The sequence below is a fragment of the Nesterenkonia marinintestina genome (assembly GCF_025420485.1).
Classification (GTDB): Bacteria; Actinomycetota; Actinomycetes; order Actinomycetales; family Micrococcaceae; genus Nesterenkonia; species Nesterenkonia marinintestina.
In genome coordinates, this window is record NZ_JAOEFD010000001.1 from 260,522 (window position 1) to 284,957 (window position 24,436).

At 69.9% G+C, this 24,436-nt stretch carries 19 protein-coding genes and 3 tRNA genes; 4 read left to right on the forward strand and 18 right to left on the reverse strand.

Annotated elements, in window-relative coordinates; all coding sequences use genetic code 11:
- Positions 1-34: 34 nt before the first annotated feature.
- Positions 35-634: a 3-isopropylmalate dehydratase small subunit gene (gene leuD / locus N7E59_RS01100; RefSeq protein ID WP_261623061.1), complete on the reverse strand. Its 600-nt coding sequence runs from the start codon at positions 632-634 to the stop codon at positions 35-37.
- Positions 635-695: 61 nt separating this feature from the next.
- Positions 696-2,168, reverse strand: a complete 1,473-nt coding sequence (gene leuC / locus N7E59_RS01105; protein ID WP_261623062.1) for a 3-isopropylmalate dehydratase large subunit — start codon at positions 2,166-2,168, stop codon at positions 696-698.
- A 135-nt stretch (positions 2,169-2,303) separates the two neighbouring features.
- On the opposite strand from leuC, the gene N7E59_RS01110 reads away from it, so the two are divergent.
- Positions 2,304-3,152 (forward strand): IclR family transcriptional regulator, encoded by an 849-nt coding sequence (locus N7E59_RS01110; RefSeq protein ID WP_390904984.1) that lies wholly within the window; start codon positions 2,304-2,306, stop codon positions 3,150-3,152.
- A gap of 27 nt (positions 3,153-3,179) precedes the next feature.
- Positions 3,180-4,517 carry a UDP-glucose dehydrogenase family protein gene (locus N7E59_RS01115; RefSeq protein WP_261623063.1) on the forward strand — a complete coding sequence of 446 codons (1,338 nt, stop codon included), beginning with the start codon at positions 3,180-3,182 and terminating at the stop codon, positions 4,515-4,517.
- Positions 4,518-4,529: 12 nt separating this feature from the next.
- Here N7E59_RS01115 and thiL read toward each other — a convergent pair whose 3' ends face one another.
- The 14 genes from thiL to N7E59_RS01185 all read right to left on the reverse strand — a co-directional run bounded on the left by thiL (position 4,530) and on the right by N7E59_RS01185 (position 20,566).
- Positions 4,530-5,597, reverse strand: coding sequence for a thiamine-phosphate kinase (gene thiL / locus N7E59_RS01120; RefSeq protein ID WP_261623064.1), 1,068 nt, complete (start codon positions 5,595-5,597; stop codon positions 4,530-4,532).
- 86 nt (positions 5,598-5,683) lie between these two features.
- Positions 5,684-5,756, reverse strand: a tRNA-Glu gene (locus N7E59_RS01125).
- Between the two features lie 81 nt (positions 5,757-5,837).
- Positions 5,838-5,909: transfer RNA gene (locus N7E59_RS01130), tRNA-Gln, on the reverse strand.
- 151 nt (positions 5,910-6,060) lie between these two features.
- The gene (gene gltX, locus N7E59_RS01135; RefSeq protein ID WP_261623065.1) at positions 6,061-7,593 is read right to left on the reverse strand and encodes a glutamate--tRNA ligase; all 1,533 of its coding nucleotides are present in this window, start codon (positions 7,591-7,593) and stop codon (positions 6,061-6,063) included.
- Positions 7,594-7,639: 46 nt separating this feature from the next.
- Positions 7,640-8,413, reverse strand: a complete 774-nt coding sequence (locus N7E59_RS01140) for a fumarylacetoacetate hydrolase family protein (RefSeq protein WP_261623066.1) — start codon at positions 8,411-8,413, stop codon at positions 7,640-7,642.
- Between the two features lie 48 nt (positions 8,414-8,461).
- The gene (locus N7E59_RS01145) at positions 8,462-9,544 is read right to left on the reverse strand and encodes a branched-chain amino acid aminotransferase (protein WP_261623067.1); all 1,083 of its coding nucleotides are present in this window, start codon (positions 9,542-9,544) and stop codon (positions 8,462-8,464) included.
- 66 nt (positions 9,545-9,610) lie between these two features.
- A complete protein-coding gene (locus N7E59_RS01150; RefSeq protein ID WP_261623068.1) occupies positions 9,611-10,681 on the reverse strand; it encodes a 3-isopropylmalate dehydrogenase in 1,071 nt (356 codons plus the stop codon).
- A gap of 8 nt (positions 10,682-10,689) precedes the next feature.
- Positions 10,690-12,294, reverse strand: coding sequence for a methionine--tRNA ligase (metG, locus tag N7E59_RS01155; protein ID WP_261623069.1), 1,605 nt, complete (start codon positions 12,292-12,294; stop codon positions 10,690-10,692).
- Positions 12,294-13,895 carry a phosphoglycerate dehydrogenase gene (gene serA, locus N7E59_RS01160; protein WP_261623070.1) on the reverse strand — a complete coding sequence of 534 codons (1,602 nt, stop codon included), beginning with the start codon at positions 13,893-13,895 and terminating at the stop codon, positions 12,294-12,296. The genes metG and serA overlap by 1 nt, the downstream gene beginning before the upstream one ends.
- A 118-nt stretch (positions 13,896-14,013) precedes the next feature.
- The gene (gene ilvC, locus N7E59_RS01165; protein ID WP_261623071.1) at positions 14,014-15,039 is read right to left on the reverse strand and encodes a ketol-acid reductoisomerase; all 1,026 of its coding nucleotides are present in this window, start codon (positions 15,037-15,039) and stop codon (positions 14,014-14,016) included.
- 77 nt (positions 15,040-15,116) lie between these two features.
- Complete coding sequence (gene ilvN, locus N7E59_RS01170; protein ID WP_261623072.1) at positions 15,117-15,653, reverse strand: acetolactate synthase small subunit; 537 nt, start codon at positions 15,651-15,653, stop codon at positions 15,117-15,119.
- A complete protein-coding gene (locus tag N7E59_RS01175) occupies positions 15,640-17,496 on the reverse strand; it encodes an acetolactate synthase large subunit (RefSeq protein WP_261623073.1) in 1,857 nt (618 codons plus the stop codon). Before N7E59_RS01175 ends, ilvN begins: the two co-directional genes overlap by 14 nt.
- A gap of 366 nt (positions 17,497-17,862) precedes the next feature.
- Positions 17,863-19,605 (reverse strand): dihydroxy-acid dehydratase, encoded by a 1,743-nt coding sequence (gene ilvD / locus N7E59_RS01180; protein WP_261623074.1) that lies wholly within the window; start codon positions 19,603-19,605, stop codon positions 17,863-17,865.
- The gene (locus N7E59_RS01185) at positions 19,586-20,566 is read right to left on the reverse strand and encodes an EamA family transporter (RefSeq protein WP_261623075.1); all 981 of its coding nucleotides are present in this window, start codon (positions 20,564-20,566) and stop codon (positions 19,586-19,588) included. The genes ilvD and N7E59_RS01185 overlap by 20 nt, the downstream gene beginning before the upstream one ends.
- A gap of 70 nt (positions 20,567-20,636) precedes the next feature.
- Here N7E59_RS01185 and N7E59_RS01190 point away from each other — a divergent pair, with 70 nt between their 5' ends.
- A complete protein-coding gene (locus N7E59_RS01190) occupies positions 20,637-21,842 on the forward strand; it encodes a LysR substrate-binding domain-containing protein (protein WP_261623076.1) in 1,206 nt (401 codons plus the stop codon).
- A gap of 40 nt (positions 21,843-21,882) precedes the next feature.
- Here N7E59_RS01190 and N7E59_RS01195 read toward each other — a convergent pair whose 3' ends face one another.
- On the reverse strand, positions 21,883-22,506 hold the full coding sequence (locus N7E59_RS01195; RefSeq protein WP_261623077.1) for an ANTAR domain-containing response regulator: 624 nt from the start codon (positions 22,504-22,506) through the stop codon (positions 21,883-21,885).
- Between the two features lie 100 nt (positions 22,507-22,606).
- Between N7E59_RS01195 and N7E59_RS01200 the strand changes: the two genes are divergently transcribed.
- Positions 22,607-22,687 (forward strand) — tRNA-Leu (locus N7E59_RS01200).
- A 223-nt stretch (positions 22,688-22,910) separates the two neighbouring features.
- Here N7E59_RS01200 and pyk read toward each other — a convergent pair.
- Entirely contained in the window at positions 22,911-24,425 is a 1,515-nt protein-coding gene (pyk, locus tag N7E59_RS01205) for a pyruvate kinase (RefSeq protein ID WP_261623078.1), read from the reverse strand.
- Positions 24,426-24,436 lie beyond the last annotated feature (11 nt).

Consider the following 24,436-nt stretch of genomic DNA (forward strand, 5'->3'; position numbering starts at 1 on the left):
ACGACGGCGTGCCGGACCGCCGACAGGTCGTGCCTCACGTCCGGGCCGGCAGCGTCTTGGGTCGGAACCGGTGCCGTGTGGCCTCGTAGGCGGAGATGGCGTCCTCGTGCTGCAGGGTCAGGCTGATGTCGTCGTGGCCCTCGAGCAGGCGCCACCGGGTGTAGTCGTCGATCTCGAAGCTCGTCTCCACGGACCCGCAGCGCACGGTGCGCTCGACCAGGTCCACGGCGACCTCCAGCCCCGGGTCGTTCTCCAGCTCCTTCCAGATGAGCTCGACCTCGGCCTGCGGCACCTGCGCGGTCAGCAGCCCCTGCTTGCCGGAGTTGCCGCGGAAGATGTCGGCGAACCGCGCGGCGATGACCACGCGGAATCCGTAGTCCTTCAGCGCCCAGACCGCGTGCTCGCGCGAGGAGCCGGTGCCGAAGTCGGGTCCTGCCACGAGCACCGACCCGTCGGCATACTCCGGACGGTTCAGCACGAAGTCGGGGTTCCGACGCCAGGAGGAGAACAGCGCGTCCTCGAATCCGGTCCGGGTGATCCGCTTGAGGTACACGGCGGGGATGATCTGGTCGGTGTCGACGTTCGAGGCCCGCAGCGGGACTCCGACGCCGGTGTGGGTGGTGATGGGTTCCATCGATGGCTCCTGTGTCGTGTGTGCCGTCGGGCCGATCGGCAGGTCCGCCGTGCGGCCCGGCTCAGGCCGGCTGCGGGGCGGGGCTGAGGACGTCGGAGGGCGCGGAGAGGGTGCCGCGCACCGCAGTCGCCGCGGCCACCACCGGTGAGACCAGGTGGGTGCGTCCGCCCTTGCCCTGCCGTCCTTCGAAGTTGCGGTTCGACGTCGAGGCGCACCGCTCCCCCTCGGCGAGCTGGTCGGGGTTCATGCCCAGACACATCGAGCATCCGGCGAAGCGCCATTCGGCGCCGAACTCCGTGAAGATCCGGTCGAGACCCTCGGCCTCGGCCTCCAGGCGCACCCTGTCCGAGCCGGGTACCACGATCATGCGCACATCGGGGTCCTTGCTCCGTCCACGGATGATCTCCGCGGCGGCCCTCAGGTCCTCCATCCGCGAGTTGGTGCAGGAGCCGAGGAAGACCGTGTCGACGCGGATGTCGCGCATCGGGGTGCCCGGCTCCAGAGCCATGTACTCCAGGGCACGCTCGGCCGCGTCGCGGGCGGCCGGGTCGTCGAAGTCGGTGGGCTGCGGGACGCTGCCCGACAGCGAGACGCCCTGACCGGGGTTGGTGCCCCAGGTGACGAAGGGCTCGAGCTCGTCGGCGTCGATGACGACCTCGGCGTCGAAGACCGCGTCCTCGTCGGTGCGCAGGGTCTTCCAGTACTCGACCGCCTCGTCCCACTCGGCCCCCTGCGGGGCGTGCGGGCGACCGGCGATGAAGTCGAAGGTCGTCTGATCCGGTGCGATCATGCCCGCGCGGGCTCCGGCCTCGATGGACATGTTGCAGATGGTCATGCGGGCGTCCATCGACAGCTTCTCGACGGCCTCGCCGCGGTACTCCAGCACGTAGCCCTGCCCGCCGCCGGTGCCGATCTTCGCGATCACGGCGAGGATGACGTCCTTGGAGCTCACTCCGGGACGCAGCGTCCCGTTCACCGTGATCGCCATCGTCCGGAACGGCTTCAGGGGCAGGGTCTGGGTGGCCAGGACATGCTCGACCTCCGAGGTGCCGATCCCCATGGCCAGGGCGCCGAAGGCGCCGTGGGTCGAGGTGTGGGAGTCTCCGCAGACCACAGTCATCCCGGGCTGGGTGAGCCCCAGCTGCGGACCGATCACATGGACGATCCCCTGGTCGGCGTCGCCGAGCGAGTGCAGACGCACACCGAACTCCTCGGCGTTGGTGCGCAGCGTGTCGACCTGCTTCCGGCTGGTCGGGTCGGCGATCGGCCGGTCGATGTCGACCGTCGGAGTGTTGTGGTCCTCGGTGGCGATGGTGTGCTCGGTGCGGCGCACGCCGCGTCCGGCCAGCCGAAGCCCCTCGAAGGCCTGAGGACTGGTGACCTCGTGGACCAGGTGCAGGTCGATGTAGAGCAGGTCCGGAGTGCGGTGCCCGTCCTGTTCGCTCCCGGCGACGACGACGTGCTCGCGCCACACCTTCTCGGCCATCGTCATGGGCGCCGGCGACACGGAGTCGGCGGTCTCGTTCGCGGCCATGGCAACCTCCTGATGTCTGCACTGCCGCTGCAGGATGTCCTTCCACCGAACCACCGTCGCGGGAGGGAGACCAGAGCCACGATCCGGTTCTCAGTATCTGAGACCCGGATCTGCGGCTCGACTACCATGGGCACCATGTCGCGACCGGCCCGCCACCCACGCCCCGCCGACCCGTCGGCCGACCCGTCCACCGATACGGCGGCGCGTCCGGCCTCCCGGTCGGTCTCCGGAAGGCCGCTGCGGTCCCCCTCGGGCATCGGCGTGGTCGACAAGTCGGTGATGATCCTCGACGCCCTGGAGGGCGGCCCGGCGACGCTCGCCCAGTTGGTGGAGATCACCGGGCTGGCGCGCCCCACCGCCCACCGACTGGCCGGGGCGCTGGTGCACCACCGCTTCGTCAGCCGCGACGTCCGAGGGCGCTACGTGATCGGCTCGCGGCTGGCCGAGCTGGCCTCCGCCGCCGTGGACGACCGGCTGGTCTCCGCGGCGGGCCCTATACTGCTCCAGCTGCGGGACTTCACCGGCGAGAGCTCCCAGCTCTACCGCCGCCAGGGTCAGTCGCGGATCTGCGTGGCCTCCGCGGAGCGGCCCATCGGACTGCGGGACTCCATCCCGGTCGGCACCCAGCTGTCGATGAAGGCCGGCTCCGCCGCACAGGTGCTGCTCGCCTGGGAGGACCATCAGCGCCTGGTGGAGGGGCTGCAGGGGGCGCGCTTCACCCCCACCGTGCTGGCCGGGGTCCGACGGCGCGGCTGGGGCGAGTCCCTGGGTGAGCGGGAGGCCGGGGTGGCCTCTGTGTCGGCCCCTGTGCGCGGCCCCTCGGGTCGGGTGATCGCCGCAGTGTCGATCTCGGGGCCGATCGAGCGGCTGACCCGCCAGCCCGGCCGACTCCATGCGGAGGTCGTGGTGCAGGCCTCCCACCAGCTGACCGAGATGCTGCGGAAGAATCCCGAGGCCATGGAACAGGGTCTGGGCGACGCCTGAGCCGGAGGGCGCCCGGCACCGCCTAGGATGTGGACCGTGGTCAAGAACATCAGCGTCATCGGCACCGGATACCTGGGCGCCACGCATGCAGCCGGCATGGCCGAGCTGGGATTCGACGTCCTCGGCGTCGACGTGGACCCCGAGAAGATCGAGAAGCTCTCCCGCGGCGACCTGCCGTTCCATGAGCCCGGCCTGCCGGAGCTCATCCGACGGCACGTGGACTCCGGGCGGCTGCGCTTCACCGCCGACGTCTCCGAGGTCGGAGACTGGGCGGACGTGCACTTCGTCGCCGTCGGGACGCCCCAGCTGCCCGGCAGCAACGGCGCGGACATGACCTACGTCGACGCGGCGATCACCGACCTCGCCCGGGTCATCACCAGGGATTCGCTGATCGTGGGCAAGTCCACCGTCCCGGTCGGCACGGCCCGACGCCTGGCCGACCTGCTGCACGAGCGCTCCCGCGACGACGTCGACGTCGCCCTGGCCTGGAACCCGGAGTTCCTGCGCGAGGGTCTGGCGGTGCAGGACACGCTCCGTCCCGACCGCCTGGTGGTCGGTGCCGAGCGGGACGAGGACGTGGAGACCCTGCGGGAGGTCTACGCCGAGGCGCTGGGTCGGGAGACTCCGTGGATCGCGACGGACTTCGAGACCGCCGAGCTGGTCAAGGTCGCGGCGAACGCCTTCCTCGCGACGAAGATCTCCTTCATCAACGCCTTCTCCGAGGTCACCGAGACCGTCGGCGGCGACATCCGCACGCTGGCCGACGCGCTGGGCCACGACACACGGATCGGCCGGAAGTTCCTCAACGCCGGCGTCGGATTCGGCGGCGGCTGCCTGCCCAAGGACATCAGGGCGCTGCAGTCGAGGGTCTCCGAGCTGGGCCTGGACCACACGATGCGCTTCCTCTCCGAGATGGACCAGATCAATCTGCGCCGACGCGAACGGGCGGTGACCCTCTCGGAGCAGATGCTCGGAGGCGACCTCGAGGACCGCAGGGTCGCCGTGCTGGGCGTGTCCTTCAAACCGCTCTCCGACGATGTGCGCGACTCCCCCGGCCTCGACGTGGCGAACCGTCTCTACGTCGCCGGAGCGCATGTCGCCGTCTACGACCCCGAGGGCGGCGCCAATGCGGCCAAGCGCTTCCCGCGGCTGGACTACTGCCCCTCCATGGAGGACGCGGTCCGTGAGGCCGACCTGGTGGTGCTGACCACCGAATGGGACGAGTTCAAGGCGCTGACCCCGGCCGACCTCGACGGTCTCGTCGCCCAGCGCCGACTCCTCGACGCCCGCAACGTCCTGACCTCGGCCGAGTGGAAGGACGCCGGCTGGGACTTCGCCCAGCTGGGGCGGCTGTACGAGGGCTGAGGCCGAGGAGCCTCAGCGCAGTGAGTCCCACCCCGTCGTCCCGAGGAGCGCGGCGGGGTCCTCACCGTCGAGCAGCACGGCGCCGGCCGGGCTCGAGTCCGTTCCCTGCACCGAGCCCACCACGGTGAGGCCTTCCGGGACCTCGGAACCGGCCGGGAGCGTCACCAGCAGGACATAGTCCTCTCCCCCGGTGAGCATCCACCGCAGGGCCTGGGCTTCGGCCGCCTCGCCGCTGGTCGCCCCGAGGGCGCGGGCGGCGGAGAGCAGGCCCCGCCCCATGGGCCGGAGGGCGGAGGACCGCAGGTCGAGCACGACGTCCGAGGCCGCGGCGAGACGCCGAGCATCCCGCAGGAGCCCGTCCGAGACGTCCATGCCCGCCGCGGCGCCGGCCCCACGGGCACGTGTCCCCGCCCCGAGGTCGACGACGGGGCGGAGCTGGGCCCGGAGCACGTCTCGATGCTCTGCGGCGTCGGCGGGATGTCCCGCCTCCAGCAGCGCCAGGCCCGCTGCGGCGCGTCCGAGGGGCCCGACGGCGATCATGTCGCCGGGGCGTGCTGCGCTGCGCAGCAGCGGTGGGTCGGCCGCCTCCCCGACGGCGGTGACGGTGACGGTCACGACGGGTCCGGATCCGAGGTCGCCGCCGGCCACGCGCACTGCGGCGTCGTCGGTCTCCAGCGCCCGTCGCACTCCGGAGCCGAAGCCCTCGATCCACTCGATCTCCAGCGCCGGCGGAAGCACGAGGCTCAGCAGCAGGGCGGTGGGGCGGGCCCCCATGGCGACGACGTCGGAGAGGTTCTGCGCCACCGCCTTGTGTCCGACCGAGGTGCCGCACGCAGAGTCTGAGGCGAACCACGCACGCCGGAAGTCCTGGTCCTCGGTCAGGGTGTCGGTGGTCAGCACGGCACGGCCCGAGGGGACCTCGAGCAGCGCCGCGTCGTCGCCCGCGCCGAGCGTCACTGCGCCGCCCTCGGATGCGACGGGCCCCAGTGCGTCGAGGAGCAGGCTGAGGATCCGGTCCTCCCCGAGGGATGCGACCGTCGCCCTCTCGCTGCAGACATGGTCACCGGCGGCATCAGACACAGTAGACATCGTGCCAGATCAGGCGAGATGGAGAATAGAGAAAGTCCCCCAGATCTCAGTCGAGATCTGGGGGACTTTCTCAGTCGTGACCCCAGCGGGATTCGAACCCGCGTTACCGCCGTGAGAGGGCGGCGTACTAGGCCGCTATACGATGGGGCCCTGAATTGTTCTTTCATCCTCGGCTCGAGGACCTATTCACCCTAGCAGGGCGAATCTCAGCTCCGCAAATCGGAGTCTGCGCTGGGCTACTAGGACTCGAACCTAGAATAACGGTACCAGAAACCGTCGTGTTGCCGATTACACCATAGCCCATTGCGGAGATCATCTATGTGATTTCCCGCACCTCGCCGCATGCACTGCGGCGGGCAACGATCCACTACTCTACACGAGCCCCGGGCCGCAGCACAAAACTGCGGACCGGGGTTCGGGCGGAGATGTTCGTCACCCCGCGGCCACGAGGCCGTCAGCTCCGCGCGGCCAGCTCTTCGCGGAAACGACGCAGGCGGGACAGCGACGACTCCCGCCCCAGCAGCTCCATCGATTCGAACAGCGGCGGCGAGACCTTCCGCCCCGAGATCGCTGAGCGCACCGCGCCGAAGGCCTTGCGGGGCTTGAGCTCCATGCCCTCGATCAGCGCCCCGCGCAGCGCCTCCTCCACCGACTCCGTGGACCACTCGGTCACCGCCTCCAGCGCCTCCAGTGCGGCGTCGACGGTCTCCACCGCCTGCTCTCCGAGTCCGGAGAAGGCCTTGTCCTCGATGACCAGCTCCTCGTCGTCCACGAACAGGAAGGCCGTCATGTCCGCTCCTTCGCGGAGCAGGGCGATCCGTTCCTGCACCAGCGGAGCCGCACCGTCGAGCAGGGCCGACTGCCGCTCCGTCAGCTCGTCGCCGACCAGGCCGAGGGCCTGCAGGTGCGGCACGAGGCGGTCGCGGAAGTCCTCCGGCTCCAGCATCCGGATGTGGGTGCCGTTGATCGCCTCGGCCTTCTTCACATCGAACCGTGCCGGGTTGGCCAGCACATCGGCGACGTCGAAGGCCTCGACGAGCTGGTCCACGGTGAAGACGTCCTCGTCGGCCGAGAGCGACCAGCCGAGGAGGGCGAGGTAGTTGAGCAGACCTTCGGGGACGAATCCGCGGTCACGATGGTGGAAGAGGTCGGACTCCGGGTCCCGCTTCGACAGCTTCCGGTTCCCCTCCCCCATGACATAGGGCAGGTGGCCGAACCGCGGCAGGGCTTCGGCGACGCCGACGGCGTGCAGCGCCCGATACAGGGCGATCTGCCGCGGCGTCGAGGAGAGGATGTCCTCACCGCGGAGCACGTGGGTGATGCCCATCATCGCGTCGTCGACCGGATTCACCAAGGTGTAGAGCGGCTGTCCGTCCCCTCGGGCGACGACGAAGTCGGGGCTGGAGCCCGCCGCGAAGGTGATCTCCCCGCGCACGAGGTCGGTGAAGGTGATGTCCTCGTCGGGCATTCGCAGACGCAGCACCGGCTGCCGTCCTTCGGCCCGGAAGGCCGCGATCTGGTCCTCGCTGAGGTCGCGGTCATAGTTGTCGTAGCCCAGCTTGGGGTCTCGACCCGCCGCACGGTGGCGCTCCTCGACCTCGTCGGGCGTGGAGAAGGCCTCGTAGACGAAGCCGGCGTCCTGCAGCCGGGAGAGCACGTCGGCGTAGATCTCCGCCCGCTGGGACTGTCGGTAGGGGCCGTGGTCTCCCCCGGCCTCCACACCTTCGTCCCAGTCGATGCCGAGCCACCGCAGCGCCCGGAGCAGCTGCTGGTAGGACTCTTCGGAGTCACGCTTGGCGTCGGTGTCCTCGATCCGGAACACCATGGTGCCCCCGGTGTGGCGGGCGTAGGCCCAGTTGAACAGGGCGGTGCGGATCAGTCCGACGTGCGGCACTCCGGTCGGCGAGGGGCAGAACCGGACGCGCACGGCGACGTCGTCGGCCACCGTGGGGATCGAGGGGGCGGCGGAGGGCGAGGGGGTGCTCATCGGTGCGGGGGTCTCCTGAAGGGTCGTGATGGGGTCCGCGGACGGGTCAGCGCCGGAAGGTGTTGGACAGGACGCCGATGCCTTCGACCTCGGCCTCGAACCGGTCTCCGTCGGTCACCGGTCCGACGCCGGCCGGCGTCCCGGTGAAGATCACGTCGCCGGGCAGCAGGGTGAAGGCCTGGGAGGCGTAGGAGACCAGCTCGGGGACGCCGAAGACCATCTCGGAGGTGGAGCTGTCCTGCACGGTCTCGCCGTTGAGCCGTCCGGTGATCCTCAGCCCCTCGGGGTCGAGCTCCGTCTCGATCCACGGGCCGATGGGCGCCGACCCGTCGAAGCCCTTGGCCCGAGCCCACTGGCCGTCGGTGCGCTGAGCGTCGCGGGCCGAGACGTCGTTGCCCACCGTGTAGCCGAAGATGACCTCCGAGACCCGGTCCAGCGGCACGTCCCTGCAGATGCGGCCGATGACCACGCACAGCTCGGTCTCGTAGTGGACCTCGTCCGAGAAGCTGGGCAGGGTGATGGGGTCGCCGGGGCCGGCGACGGCGGTGTTGGGGACGAAGAACATCATCGGGGACGCCGGGAGCTCGCTGCCCATCTCGGCGGCATGGTCGGCGTAGTTGCGGCCGATGCCGACCGCCTTCGACCGGGGGATGATCGGTGCGACCAGCCGCACGTCCTCCAGCCGGTGGGTGGTGGAGGTCTGCTGGACGCCGACGAAGAACGGATCCCCGGCGAGTTCGGTGACGGTCTCCTCGCCCGGATCGCCGGTGACGACTCCGTAGACGGGCTCTTCCTCGGTGACGAATCGTGCGATGCGCATGACGGCCAGTCTATCCGCCGCGGACCCGGCCGGTGACCGGACCGACGATCAGACGAGCCGGTGGAGCCATCCGTGCCGGTCCTCGACGGCTCCGGTCTGGATGCCCAGCAGCTCCTCACGGATGGCGGAGGTCACCTCTCCGGTGCCCGGGGAGGCGATGACCGCGTCTCCGTCGACCAGCTCACCGATCGGGGTGATGACCGCGGCGGTGCCGCAGGCGAAGGCTTCGGTGATGGTGCCGTCCTCGACCCCGCGGGCCCATTCGTCGAGGGTGACCCTCCGCTCCTCGACCGGCATTCCGCGGTCCCGACCCAGCCGGATCACCGAGTCCCGGGTGATGCCCTCGAGGATCGTGCCGGTCAGCTCGGGGGTGATGAGACGACCGTCGGAGGTGACCAGGAAGACGTTCATCCCGCCGAGCTCCTCGACGGCGTTGTCCTGCAGCGGGTCGAGGAACAGCACCTGGGCGCAGCCGTTGTCCGCGGCCTGCTGCTGGGCCACCAGGGAACCGGCGTAGTTCCCCCCGGTCTTGGCCGACCCGGTGCCTCCGGGTGCGGCACGGGTGTAGTCGCGGGAGACCCAGATCCGCACCGGCCTGAGCTCGCCGCCGAAGTAGTTGCCGGCAGGCGACGCGATCACGCGGTAGCTGACCTCATGGGCGGCGCGCACCCCGAGGAAGGCTTCCGAGGCGTACATGAACGGCCTCAGGTACAGAGCCTCTCCGTCGCCGTCGGGGACCCACCGGTGGTCCGCGGCGAGCAGCTGCTCCAGGGAGGCCAGGAAGGTGGCGTCGTCGAGCTCCGGCAGCGCCATGCGTCGGGCGGAGCGCCGCAGCCGGGCGGCGTTGGCCGTCGGGCGGAACGTGTAGATGCCTCCGTCGGAGTGCCTGTAGGCCTTCATGCCCTCGAAGACCTCCTGGGCGTAGTGCAGCACCGACGCCGCCGGGTCGAGGGAGATGGGGCCGTAGGCCTCCACCCGCGCACTGTGCCAGCGTCCCCCGTCCTCATCCCAGCTCCAGTCCACCGCGGCGATGTGGTCGGTGAAGTGGGAGCCGAAGCCCGGGTCGGCCAGGATCTCGCGGAGGCGGGTCTCGTCGACGGGCTGCGGATTCGGGGTGACGTCGAACTGCATCGGAGGAACCTTTCGCCGCCGCGCCGAGTGTGGCGCGGATCATCATGTCAGGTTCACCCTAACGCCTCAGCCGCGCAGGCGCGCGGCGACCGCCTCCCCCCGTTCGCGGGTGGACGGCGCAGGCGCCCCCTCGGGCGTCTGCGCCCATTCGGCCAGCTGTTCGTGCACGGCCCGCTCGACCTGCGCCGCCGCCTCTCCCAGGCCCAGGTGGTCGAGCATCAGCGCCGCGGAGAGGATCGCCGCCGTGGGGTCGGCGAGGTCCCGGCCTGCGATGTCGGGGGCCGAACCGTGGACCGGTTCGAACATCGACGGCGCCGTGCCCTCGGTGTTGATCGACGCCGAGGCGGCCAGTCCGATCCCCCCGGTCACCGCCGCGGCCAGGTCGGTGAGGATGTCCCCGAAGAGGTTGTCGGTGACGATCACGTCGAAGCGGCCGGGGTCGGCGACCATGTGGATGGTGGCGGCGTCGACGTGCATGTAGTCCCATTCGACCTCGGGGTGCTCGGCGGCGACCTCCTCGGTGAGGCGGCGCCACAGGGATCCGGCGTGGGTGAGCACGTTGTGCTTGTGCACCAGGGTCACGTGTCGGCGCCGCGCGGCGGCGCGGACGAAGGCGTCCTCGACGACGCGACGGACCCCGTAGGCGGTGTTCAGTGAGGTCTCGGTGGCGATCTCCTGGGGGGTTCCGCGACGGACGGCGCCGCCGTTGCCCACGTAGGGACCCTCGGTCCCTTCGCGGACCACCACGAAGTCGATGTCCGGGGAGCCCGCCAGCGGCGTGGCCGTGCCCGGGTAGGTGCGGGAGGGTCGCAGGTTCACGCAGTGGTCGAGGGCGAAGCGCATCCTCAGCAGAACCTCACGCTCGAGCAGCCCGGACGGGACCTTCTCGTCCTGGGGATGGGCCCCGACGGCGCCGAACAGGATCGCGTCGAATCCGCGGAGCCGGTCGAGGGTCTCCTCGCTCAGGGTCTCGCCGGTCGCCAGCCAGTGGGCGGCGCCGAGGTCGAACTCGGTGTACTCGAGCACCGCAGCCGCCCCGTCGCCGAGTGCGGCCTCCAGGACCCGACGGGCCTCGGTCACGACTTCCGGTCCGATGCCGTCGCCGCCGATCACGGCGATGCGGAACGTCTGGGTCATCGAAGAGTTCACTCCTCGTCCTCGTGGCGTGGGAACACCGGTTCAGGCTTGGCGATCGCAGTCCCCGGGGTCAGCGACCGCTCGAAGGCGGCGAAGCTGCGCGGCCCGGAGCCGGAGGCACCGGAGGCGCCGGCGTCGCCCGCGGCGGGCTGACCGAGCGCGTCGAGCAGCTTCGTCGCCGAGGTCGGCATGACCGGCTGGGCCAGCAGCGCCACCCGCCGCAGCACCTCGGCGGTGACGTAGAGCACGGTGGCCATCCGGTCCTGGTCGGTCCTGCGCAGCACCCAGGGCTGCTGCTCCGCGAAGTAGGCGTTGGTCTCCCCCAGGACGTACCACGTGCGCTCCAGCGCCCGGTGGAAGTCCTGCTTGGCGTAGGCCGTGCGTGAGATCTCGAGCAGTCCCGCCGCCTGGTCCAGGATCGCCCGGTCGTCCTCGGTCAGCTCTCCGGGCTGCGGGATCGCGCCGTCGCAGTTCTTCACGATCATCGACAGCGACCGCTGGGCGAGGTTCCCCAGATTGTTCGCCAGGTCGGCGTTCTTCCGCCCCACCACGGCCTCATGGCTGTAGGAGCCGTCCTGGCCGAAGGGGAACTCACGCATCAGGAAGAACCGCACGGCGTCGAGGCCGTACTCGGCGACCCACTCGGCCGGAGCGACGACGTTGCCCACCGACTTGGACATCTTCTCCCCCCGGTTGTGCAGGAATCCGTGGATCATGACCCGCTTCGGCAGCTCGAGCCCCGCGCTCATGAGGAAGGCCGGCCAGAAGATGCAGTGGAAGCGCGAGATGTCCTTGCCGATGATGTGCACATCGGCCGGCCACCACCTGTCGAACTCCGGCGACTCGGTGTCGGGGAAGCCGACGCCGGTGAGGTAGTTGGTCAGGGCGTCCACCCAGACGTACATCACGTGGTGCAGGTCCGAGTCCTCCTGGCCCGGCGCCTCCGGAACGGGGATGCCCCAGTCCATGGTGGTCCGGGAGATCGACAGGTCCTCGAGTCCGTCCTCGACGAAGCGGATGACCTCGTTGAACCGTGAGGCCGGTCCGGCGAACTCCGGATTCGCCCGGTAGAGCTCCAGGAGACGGTCCTGGTAGCCGGAGAGGCGGAAGAAGTACGACTGCTCCTCGGTCCAGGTGACCTCGGTGCCCGTCTCGGCGGCTCGTCGGACCCCGTCCTCGCCGACCTCGGTCTCGTCCGAGGTGAAGAAGCGTTCGTCACGCACCGAGTACCAGCCGGCGTAGGTGTCGAGGTAGATGTCTCCGGACTCGGCCATGCGGGTCCAGATGGCCTTCGACGCCGCGTAGTGGTCGTCATCGGTGGTGCGGATGAAGCGGTCGCAGGTGACGCCTGCGACGTCGTCGCCCATGCGCCGGAACCGCTCGGAGTTCTGCGTGGCCAGCTCCATCGGAGTGATGCCCAGCTTCTGGGCGGTCTGCTGCATCTTCGACCCGTGCTCGTCGGTTCCCGTGAGGAAGAAGACGTCGTAGCCGTCCAGGCGCTGGAACCGGGCCAGCACGTCGGCGGCGATGACCTCGTAGGCGTGGCCGATGTGCGGATCCCCGTTGGGATAGTGGATCGCCGTGGTGAGGTAGTACGGCGGGGCCGGGGTCATCAGCGGTGTTCCTCCAGGTCGATCTCGGCGGCGCGCACGGCGTCGATCTCCGCGCGGAGAGTGTCCAGGATACCGGCGGGCAGCGGGCCGTCGATCGCCAGCACCGCGAGCGCGGAGCCCCGGTCGGCCTTCTGCGAGACCTGCATCCCGGCGATGTTCACCGAATGCTCGCCCAGGATCCGCCCGAGGGTGCCGATGACGCCCGGGCGGTCCGAGTACTCCAGCATGACCAGGTGCTCGGTCAGCGGCAGCTCGAACTCGTAGCCGTCGATGCCGACGAGCTTCTCGACCTGCTTCGGTCCCGTCAGCGTGCCGCGGACCTCGATCTGGGCGCCCGAGCCCGTCGCCGCGCGGATGGTGAGCGCATTGCGGTAGTCGTCGATCCCGGCGGCGGTGATCAGCCGGGCCTCGATGCCGCGTGCGGCGGCGAGCACGGGGGCGTTGACGTGGGAGACCTGTTCGGAGACGACGTCGGTGAGGATCCCCTTCAGTGCGGCCAGCTGGAGGGCGTCGATCTTGTAGTCGGCGATCTCCCCCGCGGCCTCGGTCTCCACGTCGGTCAGCGCGTCCGGGGCCAGTGCGGTGACGGTCCGACCGAGCTTCTCCATCAGCGGGATCCCGGGCCGCACGTACTCGTCGATCGCCCCTCCGACGACGTTGACCGCGTCGGGCACCAGCTCTCCGGCCAGGGCCAGGCGCACCGAGCGGGCCACGGCGACCCCGGCCTTCTCCTGGGCCTCGGAGGTGGAGGCGCCGAGGTGGGGGGTGACCACCACGGACTCGTGGCCGAAGAGGTCGAGGTCGGTGGCCGGCTCGGACGCGAATACGTCGACCGCGGCCCCGGCGATCGCGCCGTCGGACAGCGCGGTGTGCAGGTCGTCCTCGTCGATGAGGCCGCCGCGCGCCACGTTGACCACCAGTGCGGTGTCGCGCATCTTGGCGAAGGCCTCGCGGTTGAGCATCCCGAGGGTCTCGGGGGTCTTGGGCATGTGGATGGTGATGACGTCGGCGGCCGCGTAGAGCTCGTCCAGGGTGACCAGCTGTGCTCCGAGCTGGTGGGCCCGCGCCGAGGTCACGTAGGGGTCGTAGGCGACGATCTCCATCCCGAAGGCGCGCATGCGCTCGGCGACGAGGCCGCCGATCCGTCCCAGACCGATGACGCCGAGGGTCTTGCCCTGAAGCTCGACGCCGGTGTACTTCGATCGCTTCCACTCGCCGCCCTTCAGTGCGACGGCGGCCGGCACCACGTGACGGGCCAGGCCCAGGATGTGGGCGCAGGTCAGCTCCGCGGCCGAGGTGATGTTCGAGGTCGGCGCGTTGACGACCATCACCCCGGCCTCGGTGGAGGCGGGGATGTCGACGTTGTCGAGTCCCACGCCGGCGCGGGCGACGATCTTCAGCCGCGGTGCGGCGGCGAGGACCTCGGCGTCGACCGTGGTGGCCGAGCGGACCATCAGGGCATCGGCTTCGGCCAGGTCCTGCTTCAGGCGCGGACGGTCGGTGCCGTCAGACTGGATGATCTCGAAGTCGGGGCCCAGGGCCTCGACGGTGGCGGGGGACAGCTCCTCGGCGAGTACGACGACGGGGCGGGCGGCGGTCACGGTGGGCGGGATCCTTCTGTCGGGGGAGCGTGCTGGAGGCGTGTCGGGCGGGCGCTGAGACCGTGCGGGCAGACGGACGTCGGACGGACCCGCAGGGGGCCCGTCCGACGTCGCCGGGTCACCGGGCGGCGGTGCCCTCGGTGTAGTCGTCGTCCTGGGTGATCCAGGAGAACAGCTTGCGCAGGTCCCGTCCGGTGGACTCGATGGGGTGCGACTCGTTCTTCCGACGCAGCTCCTCGAACTCCTTACGGCCGCTGCGCTGGTCGTCCATGAACCGCTGGGCGAAGGCACCGGAGGTGATGTCGCCCAGGACCTCCCTCATGTTCTCCTTCACCTGCGGCGAGATCACGCGGGGGCCGGAGACGTAGTCGCCGAACTCGGCGGTGTCGGAGATGGACCAGCGCTGCTTGGTCAGGCCGCCCTCGACCATGAGGTCGACGATGAGCTTCAGCTCGTGGAGGACCTCGAAGTAGGCGATCTCGGGCTGGTAGCCGGCCTCGGTGAGGGTCTCGAACCCGTACTGGACCAGCTGGGAGGCTCCGCCGCAGAGCACCGCCTGCTCACCGAAGAGGTCGGTCTCGGTCTCCTCGGTGAAGGTGGTCTCGATGACCCCGGCCCGGGTGCCGCCGATGGCCTTTGCATAGGCCATGGCGACCTCCTTCGCACGGCCGGACGGGTTCTGCTCCACGGCGATGAGCGCGGGCACCCCGCGTCCGGCCTCGTACTCCCGGCGGACCACGTGGCCGGGGCCCTTGGGTGCGACCATGGCGACGTCGACGTCGGCCGGCGGGTCGATGAAGCCGAACCGGATGTTGAAGCCGTGGGAGAACATCAGCACGTCGCCGGCCTTCAGGTGCGGGGCGACCTCCTCGGTGTACACCTCGGCCTGGTGCTGGTCCGGCACCAGCATCATGATGATGTCCGCCTCGGCGGCGGCCTCGGCCACCGGCTTCACGCTCAGGCCCTGCTCCTCGGCCTTCGCCTTCGAGGAGGAGCCCTCCTTCAGCCCGACGACGACGTCCACTCCGGAGTCGCGCAGGGACAGCGAGTGGGCGTGGCCCTGGGAGCCGTAGCCGATCACCGCGACCTTCCGGTCCGAGAGGACGGAGAGGTCGGCGTCGTCGTCGTAGTAGAGGTCAGTCACAGGTTCTTCTCCTCGATGTCGGTGTCGTGGTTGAGGTGGTCGGGGTGACGGTCGGGCCGGAGGCGGCCGACGGTCGGTCACTGGCGCAGCGCGCGCTCGGTCATGGACTTCGAACCGCGGCTGATGGCCAGGGTGCCGGAGCGGACGATCTCTTTGATGCCGTAGGGCTCGAGGACCTCCAGCAGGGCGTTGAGCTTGTCCTGGGCGCCGGTGGCCTCCACGGTCAGGGAGTCGACCGAGACGTCGACGATCTTCGCCCGGAACAGGTCCACCGCCTGGGTGACCTGAAGCCGCATGGTCGAGTCCGCGCGGACCTTGATCAGCAGGTGGTCGCGCTCGACGGCGCCGTCGGGCGCGAGCTCGATGATCTTGATGACGTTGATCAGCTTGTTCAGCTGCTTGGTGATCTGTTCGAGCAGCACCTCGTCGGCGTCCACGACGACGGTGATCCGCGACAGTCCGGGGATCTCGGAGGGCCCGACGGCCAGCGAGTCGATGTTGAACGCCCGGCGGGAGAACATCCCGGAGACCCGGGAGAGCACGCCCGGCACGTCCTCCACCAGGACCGAGAGGGTGTGTCGGCGGGAGAGTCGGGTGGGATCACTGGTGCTCATCGGGGGCCTCCTCGTCGTCCCATTCGGGCTTGATGTTGTGGGCGACCTGGATGTCGGAGTTCGACACCCCGGCGGGGACCATTGGCCAGACCATGGAGTCGCGGGAGACCACGAAGTCCACGACGACGGGCCGGTCGGTCACGGCCATCGCCTGGGCGATGACGTCGTCGAGGTCCTCGTCACGCTCGCAGCGCAGTCCGACGCAGCCGTAGGCCTCGGCCAGCGCCACGAAGTCGGGGATGCGCACGACGTCGGCGCCGTCGGGGGTCAGGGCGGTGTTCAGATGCGTGTGGGAGTAGCGCGAGTCGTAGAACAGCGTCTGCCACTGTCGGACCATCCCCAGCGAGGAGTTGTTGATGACGGCGACCTTGATGGGGATCCCGTTGATCGCGCAGGTGGCCAGCTCCTGGTTGGTCATCTGGAAGCAGCCGTCGCCGTCGATGGCCCACACGGTGCGCTCGGGTGCCGCGACCTGCGCGCCCATCGCCGCGGGGACCGCGTAGCCCATCGTGCCCAGGCCGCCGGAGTTCAGCCACTGGCGCGGCCGTTCGTACTTCACGAACTGCGCGGCCCACATCTGGTGCTGGCCGACTCCGGCCGCGTACACGGCCTCCGGGCCGGCGGCGTCGCTGATCCTCTCGATGACCTTCTGCGGAGCCATCCCGCCGTCCTCCGGGGGCGTGTACCCCAGCGGATAGGTCGTCTGGAAGCGACGGATCTGACTCATCCAGGGGTCGAGGTCCGGACGACCGTGGCGAGCGGTGCGGTCCTCCACTGCGGCGGTCAGCTCCGGAACGACCTCCTTCAGAGATCCGACGATCGGCACGTCGGCCCGCCGATTCTTCCCGATCTCGGCGGGGTCGACGTCGGCGTGGATCACGCGGGCGCCGGGGGCGAAGGTGTCCAGCTGGCCGGTGACCCGGTCGTCGAATCGGGCGCCGAGGGTGATCAGCAGGTCCGAGCGCTGCATGGCCGCCACGGCGGCGACCGTGCCGTGCATCCCGGGCATCCCGATGTTCAGCTCGTGCGAGTCGGGGAAGGCGCCGCGGGCCATCAGCGTGGTGACCACGGGGGCGCCCACCGTCTCGGCCAGGCGGCGGAACTCGTCGAACGCTCCGGCCTTCACCAGTCCCCCGCCGACGTAGAACACCGGCCGTCGGGACTCACCGATCAGCTTCGCCGCTTCGCGGACCTGCTTGGCGTGGCCGCGCGTGACGGGCCGGTAGCCCGGCAGGTCGACCTTTGGCGGCCAGGAGAACGTGGTCCGCGCGTTCTGAGCCGACTTGGTGACGTCGACCAGCACCGGTCCGGGACGCCCGGTGGAGGCCAGGTGGAACGCCTCGGCCATCACCCGCGGGATCTCGTCGGCGTCGGTGACGAGGTAGGAGTGCTTGGTGATCGGGGTGGTGATCCCGACGATGTCCGCCTCCTGGAAGGCGTCGGTGCCGATCACCTGGGCATTGACCTGCCCGGTGATCGCGACCATCGGCACCGAGTCCATGTGCGCGTCCGCCAGCGGCGTCACCAGGTTCGTGGCCCCCGGGCCGGAGGTGGCGAAGCAGACGCCCACCTCACCCGTGGCCATCGCGTACCCCTGGGCCGCGTGGCCGGCGCCCTGCTCATGGCGCACCAGGATGTGGTTCACCTCGGCGGAGTCCATCAGCGGGTCGTAGGTCGGCAGGATGGCTCCGCCGGGGATCCCGAACACATCGGTCACCCCGAGGGCCTCGAGGCTGCGGATGATCGACTCCGAGCCGGTCACCGGGACCGGCTCGACCGGTCGGCCGGGACCATAGATGCGCGGGGCCGCGGATGCGGTGCGGGTCGCTGCTGGGCTGCTCATGTCATCGTTCCTGTGTGCGCTCGGCGGGCCTGCGCCCGATGCCTGTGTGGACTCGTCGTCGCCCCGGGACAGAGAAACCCCGACAGAGGAGCGTCCCTGCTGGGATCTCTGCCGGGGTGAGCGATGTGCGTCGACTCGGTGCGACCTGGTCTCCTGCCCCTGACGACGAGCAGGCCCTGGGCCGCCCAGAGGGCTGTGATCGGATCACACTCCCCCGGCGGTGAGTACGGGTACTCCTCGTAGCAGGTGACGCATGACTGTCATATTTCCTGCGAGCCGCGTCACGTGTCAACGGATGGGGTGCCCGTCTCAGGATCTGGACGGTTGGTGATGGTCGGTGGTGATGGTCGGTGATGATGGTGCCTATCAGCCGCAGTAGGCGCCCTCCGCGGCCGAGCGCACCAGCTTGGCGTACTTGCCCAGCACTCCGGTGGTCACATAGGGGGCCATCGGCGTCCAAGACTCGCGTCGTCGGGCCAGCTCGTCCTCGTCCACGTCGAGTTCGATGCTGCGCGAGCCGATGTCCACCCGGATGGCGTCACCGTCGGCCAGGTAGGCGATGGGCCCGCCGTCGACCGCCTCCGGCGCGATGTGGCCGATGCACAGCCCCGTGGTCCCGCCGGAGAAGCGCCCGTCGGTGATGAGCAGGACGTCCTTGCCCAGGCCCGCACCCTTGATCGCCCCGGTGATGGCGAGCATCTCACGCATCCCCGGGCCGCCCTTGGGGCCCTCATAGCGGATGACGACGACGTCGCCGGCGCTGATCCTCCCCTCCTCCAGGGCCTTCAGCGCGCTCTGCTCACGGTCGAACACCCGAGCCGTGCCCTCGAAGACCTCGGCGTCGAAGCCGGCCGACTTCACCACAGCGCCCTCCGGGGCGAGCGAACCCCGCAGCACCGCGATGCCGCCGTTGTGGTGCATCGGGTCGTCCAGGGCGCGGATGATCTGACCGTCGATGTCCGGCGGGTCGACCTCGGCGAGGTTCTCGGCCACGGTGCCTCCGGTCACCGTGAGGCAGTCGCCGTGGATCAGGCCGGCGTCGAGCAGCGCCCGCATGACCACCGGCACCCCTCCGACCTTGTCCACATCAGCCATCACGTACTGACCGAAGGGCTTGAGGTCCCCCAGGTGGGGCACACGGTCCCCGATCCGGTTGAAGTCGTCCAGGCTCAGATCCACTCCGGCCTCGCGCGCGATGGCGAGCAGGTGGAGCACCGCATTGGTGGAGCCGCCGAACGCCATGGTCACCGCGATCGCGTTCTCGAAGGCCTCGCGGGTGAGGATGTCGCGGGTGGTGATGCCGCGGCGGAGCAGCTCGACCACGGCCTGGCCGGAGCGGTGGGCGTAGTGGTCACGACGACGGTCCGCGCTGGGCGGGGCGGCCGATCCGGGCAGCGACATCCCCAGCGCCTCGGCGATGCAGGCCATGGTGTTGGCCGTGTACATCCCTCCGCAGGCGCCCTCACCGGGGCAGATCGCCCGCTCGATGACGTCGAGGTCCTCTTCACTCATCGTGCCCCGTGCGCAGGCGCCCACACCCTCGAAGGCGTCGATGAGGGTGACCTCCTTCTCCGACCCGTCGGCGAACCGTGCGACGCCGGGCATGATCGATCCGGCGTAGAGGAACACGGAGGAGAGGTCGAGCCGCGCCGCGGCCATGAGCATGCCGGGCAGGGACTTGTCGCAACCGGCCAGCAGGATGGAGCCGTCGAGGCGCTCGGCCTGCATCACCGTCTCGACCGAGTCGGCGATCACTTCGCGCGAGACCAGCGAGTAGTGCATGCCCTCGTGACCCATGGAGATCCCGTCGGAGACGGAGATCGTGCCGAACTCCAACGGGTAGCCGCCTCCGGCGTGCACGCCCTCCTTCGTCGCCCGCGCCAGCCGGTCGAGGGACAGGTTGCAGGGCGTGATCTCGTTCCACGAGCTCGCGATGCCGATCTGCGCCTTGGCGAAGTCCTCGTCGCCCATTCCTACGGCGCGCAGCATGCCGCGGGCGGGAGCACGGGTGTAGCCGTCTGTGACCTGCCAGCTGCGCGGCTTCTCCGCAGTGGACGGGCCGGTCACGGCCTGGGGCGGGGTACGGTCCTCAGGGGTGCGCTGTGCCATGGCCAGATTCTATGCCGGTGTCAGCCTGCGCGGGGGCCCGACCACGGGGCGTCTCGGATTGTGACACCGGCCTCAGACGTCGAAGACTGTTCGGACCATGAGGACGCCCGTTGGCCCAGAGCACTCCGCCCACGACGAGCACCCCGCCGAGCACCTCCCAGCCGGTGGGCCGTTCCCCCAGCACCGCCCAGGCCGTGAGGATCCCGACCACGGGAACCAGCATGGAGAACGGGGCCACCGTGCCGGCCGGATGGCGGCCCATGAGCCAGACCCAGACGGCGGAGCCGACGAGGGTGCCCAGCACCACCGTGTACGCCAGGCCGGCCCAGGCCGGGATCGCCGCAGCCGTCAGCGACGTCGTCAGAGCCTCACGGATCGTGGCCGGGCCCTCAATCGTGAGGGACAGCGCCAGCATGGGCAGCGGCGGGACGACCGACATCCACAGCACCAGGTGCATGGGGCGCGCGGCGCGGGCCTGACGCGACGCGAGGTTGCCCAGCGCCCAGCCGAACCCGCCGAGGACGACCAGCAGGAACGGGCCCCAACCGTCCAGGCCTCCGCGGGAGACTCCCACGACGGCCAGGCCCGCTGCGGCGACGCCGACACCGATCCCACGACGCGGAGTGAGGGACTCCCTCAGCAGCAGCGCTCCGAGCAGCACGGTGAACGGCGCCGAAGACTGCAGCACCAACGACGCCAGGCCTGTGGGGAAACCCGCCGCCATCCCCAGATAGAGACCGAAGAACTGCAGGGTCCCGAAACCGAGCCCGTAACCGATCAGGAACCGCATCGGGACCTGCGGCCTCGGCACCAGCAGCAGCGCCGGCAGAGCCATCACGGCGAAGCGCACGGCGACGAGGAACATCGGTGGGAAGTGCTCCAACGACAGGTGGATGGCCAGGAAGTTCACTCCCCAGAGGACCGCCACGCAGAGGGCGAGGATGACATGACGTGCGGGCATGCGATCAGCCTAGGAAGGACCTCACTGAAGGACCAGTGACTTCTCCTACACCATCTGTGAAGCTGGACTGATGAATCAGTCCTCCGGCCGTCTGCGGATGGCCCACCTCGAGCTGCTGCGGGAGATCGCCGCGCGCGGCACGCTGGCCTCCGTGGCCGAGGCGACCCACCGTTCCCCCTCGGCGGTCTCGCAGCAGGTCCGCGCGGCTGAGCGTCAACTCGGTGTGCGTCTGGTCGAGCCGGCATCACGCAGCGTCCGTCTGACCCCGGAGGGCGAGCTGCTGGCCCGGGGCGCCGTGGAGATCGGCGAACGGTTGGCGGCCCTGAGCGCGACGCTGGACGCCGCACGCGGGGAGCCCGCGGGAGAGGTGAGCATCGGCACGCTGCCCAGCGCAGGCCAGGCTCTGCTGCCGGGACTGCTCCGTCGCACAGAGGGCGGCGAGCTGGCCCTCAGCCTCGACGACTTCGATCTGGCTGAGGACGACTTCGCCGTGCGAGCCCACGACGTCGACGTCGTACTGGCGCACAGCGCCGACCCGCAGGTCCCCCGGGGGACGGAGGGACTGGTGGTGACACCGATCGTCGTCGAACCGCTGGTGGCCGCCGTGCCCCGGAACCACCCGGTCGCCGTCTGCGAATCCCTCGGCCCCGAAGCGGCGGGCGAGGTGCCGTGGATCGGTGTCCCTGAGGGATACCCCTTCGACGGCGTCCTGATCGCGATGGAGAACACTCTCGGTCGATCGCTGGATCGCCGGATCCGGCTGCGCGACAATCGGCTGGTCGAAAGCCTGGTCGGCGCCGGCATGGGCGCCGCTCTGCTCCCGAAGTTCACCACCGCTCCGACCCCATCGATGGTGCTCCGACCGGTCACGGGCGTGCGGGCGGTGCGGACGATCGTGGCCTTGAGCAGACCGGAGCGTCACGCGCGGCTGGCTGTGGGCGCGGTGACACGCATGCTGGTCGAATCTGGGCGGGACCTGAACCGTCCGCGGGGGGAGATCCGCTGCGGGCACCACACAGGCCCCACCGATGTGCTCACCATCCGGTTCCACTGCTGCGGCGCATGGTATCCGTGCCTGCACTGCCATGCGGACCACGAGTCGCATGCGATCGAAGCGTGGCCCAGGACCATGCATCGGGCGATCGCCCTGATGTGCCGGGTCTGTGATCGTCGGTTCAGCATCGAGGAGTATCTCGGCACACCGGAGTGCCGGGGGTGCGGTGCGACGTTCAATCCGGGGTGCGAGGCCCATCATCCGACCTACTTCGAGATGTGAGCGTCACGCCGAAGGGACCCGCGGCCTACAGGTCTCGCCGTCAGGACATCTGGTCGACGACGGTCTCGGCGACCTCGCGCATCGACAGACGCCGGTCCATCGACGTCTTCTGGATCCAGCGGAACGCCTCCGGCTCCGAGAGTCCCATCTTGGAGGTCAGCAGCGACTTCGCCCGTTCGACGAGCTTTCGGGTCTCGAACTTCTCGGCCAGCGAGCTGACCTCATCCTCCAGCGCCCGGATCTCGTCGAAGCGGGCGGCCGCGACCTCGATCGCGGGGATGAGGTCGTTCTCGGAGAACGGCTTCACCACATAGGCCATGGCCCCGGCCTCGCGAGCCGACTCGACGAGGTCCCGCTGGGAGAAGGCGGTGAGCATGACCACCGGTGCGATGCGCTCCTCGGCGATCTCCCGGGCCGCGGTGATCCCGTCCTTGACGGGCATCTTCACGTCCATCACGACCAGGTCGGGGCGGTGCTCGGCGGCCAGCTCCACGGCACGTTCGCCGTTCTCCGCCTCGCCGACCACCTCGTAGCCGGCCCCGGTGAGGATCTCGACGATGTCGAGGCGGATGAGCGTCTCATCCTCCGCGACGACGACCCGCCGACGCGTCCCGCCCTCGTCGTCGACGCCGACGGGCTCGACCGACTGCTGCTCTTCGCTCACGATTCTCCTCGGGATTCGGACGGTCTCGGCACCGGCTTCGGGGCGACCGGTCGGATACGGCCTCCAGCCTATCGGGCGGTATGCTGTGGGGGCATTCTGCGCCCGAATGGCGGAATCGGTAGACGCGCCGCACTCAAAATGCGGTACCTCAGGTGTGTGGGTTCGAGTCCCACTTCGGGCACCGCAGGGCCGTGGACGGCCACCTCCACGCACGACGCCGCCCCCACTGCCTCGACGAGGTGGTGGGGGCGGATCACTCAGTGCGCGGCCGGTCTCACCCGATGCCCGTTCGGAGTCACCGGGGACCGCACCGTTCGGTTCGCACAGAAAAAGCCTAGTCAGCCGGTCATCGAATGGCCAGGGCCGCCGACCATCCGATACCGAACGGTGACCTGCGTCTCAGCTCAGGCGCTGCCGGCCGAGGGTGCCGGCCACGGACGGATGGGTTCGCGGCGGTGCGACGGGAGCCCCTCCTCCGATCCGACGGCGGCCACGTCGGGGGTCGCCGCCGCGTCACCGATCCGGTGCACCTTCACCATGTTCGTGGTGCCGGCCTGACCGGGGGGCGAACCGGCGGCGATCACCACCAGGTCGTCGGGCTGGGCCACACCCTCCTCCAGCAGCAGCTTGTCCACCTGCGCGGTCATCTTGTCCGTGTGGGAGGCGAACTCCACCCACCTCGGCTGCACGCCCCAGCTCAGGCACATGATGTTGTGGGTGTGCTCGACGTGGGTGAACGCGAAGATGGGCTGACGCGGCCGCAGACGGGACAGGCGCCGGGCCGAATCCCCGGAGCGGGTGAAGGTGGCCAGGTAGTCGATGCTCAGCTGGTCGGCCATCTGTGCGGCGGCACGGGTGATCGCCCCGCCGCGCGTCCTGGGCGTCGACCCCAGCGGCGGGATCTCCGCCAGGCTGCGACGCTCCGTGGCGTGGATGATCTTCGCCATCGTCTCGACGGCCTCGACCGGGTACTCCCCCACGGAGGTCTCTCCGGAGAGCATCACCGCGTCCGCGCCGTCGAGCACGGCGTTCGCGCAGTCCGAGGCCTCGGCGCGGGTCGGCCGCGGGTTCTCGATCATCGACTCCAGGACCTGCGTCGCGACGATGACCGGCTTCGCCCAGCGTCGAGCCAGCCGCACCGCCTGCTTCTGCACGACGGGGACCTCCTCGAGCGGAAGCTCCACGCCCAGGTCGCCGCGGGCGACCATCACCGCGTCGAAGGCGTCGACGACGTCCTGCAGCGCCTCGACGGCCTGCGGCTTCTCCACCTTCGCGATGACCGGGACGTAGCGCCCCTCCTCCTCCATCACACGGTGCACGGTTTCGATGTCGGCGGCGTCGCGGACGAAGGACAGGGCGATCATGTCGAACCCGGTGCGCAGCGCCCAGCGCAGATCCTCCTCGTCCTTCTCGCTCAGAGCGGGGACCGAGACGGCCACCCCGGGGAGGTTGATGCCCTTGTTGTTCGAGACCGTGCCGGCGACCTCCACCTCGGTGATGACTTCGGTGTCGGTGACCTCCACGGCGCGCAGGCTGACCTTGCCGTCGTCGATGAGCAGCGTGTCGCCGGGTGAGACGTCCCCGGGCAGGCCCCGGAACGTGGTGGAGCAGCGGTCCTTCGTGCCCTCCACATCCTCGACGGTGATGGTGAAGCGGTCACCGACCTCCAGGTCGTGGGCCCCCTCGGCGAACCGTCCCAGTCGGATCTTCGGACCCTGCAGATCGGCGAAGATCGCGACGGCCTGACGCAGATCGCGGGAGACCTCGCGGACGGTGCGGTAGGTCTCGGCGTGGACCTCGTGGTCCCCGTGGCTCATGTTGACCCGGGCGACGTCGACACCCGCCCCGATGAGCTCCCGGGTCTTCTCGTAGCCGGCCGTGGACGGGCCGAATGTGGCAACGATCTTCGCGTGTCTCATGACTCACCCTC

What these genes read in the sequence shown, in the direction of transcription:
- leuD (WP_261623061.1), bottom strand. Translation starts at nt 634, where the DNA reads ATGGAACCCATCACCACCCACACCGGCGTCGGAGTCCCGCTGCGGGCC.
- leuC (WP_261623062.1), bottom strand. Translation starts at nt 2,168, where the DNA reads ATGGCCGCGAACGAGACCGCCGACTCCGTGTCGCCGGCGCCCATGACG.
- N7E59_RS01110 (WP_390904984.1), top strand. Translation starts at nt 2,304, where the DNA reads ATGTCGCGACCGGCCCGCCACCCACGCCCCGCCGACCCGTCGGCCGAC.
- N7E59_RS01115 (WP_261623063.1), top strand. Translation starts at nt 3,180, where the DNA reads ATGTGGACCGTGGTCAAGAACATCAGCGTCATCGGCACCGGATACCTG.
- gltX (WP_261623065.1), bottom strand. Translation starts at nt 7,593, where the DNA reads ATGAGCACCCCCTCGCCCTCCGCCGCCCCCTCGATCCCCACGGTGGCC.
- N7E59_RS01140 (WP_261623066.1), bottom strand. Translation starts at nt 8,413, where the DNA reads ATGCGCATCGCACGATTCGTCACCGAGGAAGAGCCCGTCTACGGAGTC.
- N7E59_RS01145 (WP_261623067.1), bottom strand. Translation starts at nt 9,544, where the DNA reads ATGCAGTTCGACGTCACCCCGAATCCGCAGCCCGTCGACGAGACCCGC.
- N7E59_RS01150 (WP_261623068.1), bottom strand. Translation starts at nt 10,681, where the DNA reads ATGACCCAGACGTTCCGCATCGCCGTGATCGGCGGCGACGGCATCGGA.
- metG (WP_261623069.1), bottom strand. Translation starts at nt 12,294, where the DNA reads ATGACCCCGGCCCCGCCGTACTACCTCACCACGGCGATCCACTATCCC.
- ilvN (WP_261623072.1), bottom strand. Translation starts at nt 15,653, where the DNA reads ATGAGCACCAGTGATCCCACCCGACTCTCCCGCCGACACACCCTCTCG.
- N7E59_RS01175 (WP_261623073.1), bottom strand. Translation starts at nt 17,496, where the DNA reads ATGAGCAGCCCAGCAGCGACCCGCACCGCATCCGCGGCCCCGCGCATC.
- ilvD (WP_261623074.1), bottom strand. Translation starts at nt 19,605, where the DNA reads ATGGCACAGCGCACCCCTGAGGACCGTACCCCGCCCCAGGCCGTGACC.
- N7E59_RS01185 (WP_261623075.1), bottom strand. Translation starts at nt 20,566, where the DNA reads ATGCCCGCACGTCATGTCATCCTCGCCCTCTGCGTGGCGGTCCTCTGG.
- N7E59_RS01190 (WP_261623076.1), top strand. Translation starts at nt 20,637, where the DNA reads ATGAATCAGTCCTCCGGCCGTCTGCGGATGGCCCACCTCGAGCTGCTG.
- pyk (WP_261623078.1), bottom strand. Translation starts at nt 24,425, where the DNA reads ATGAGACACGCGAAGATCGTTGCCACATTCGGCCCGTCCACGGCCGGC.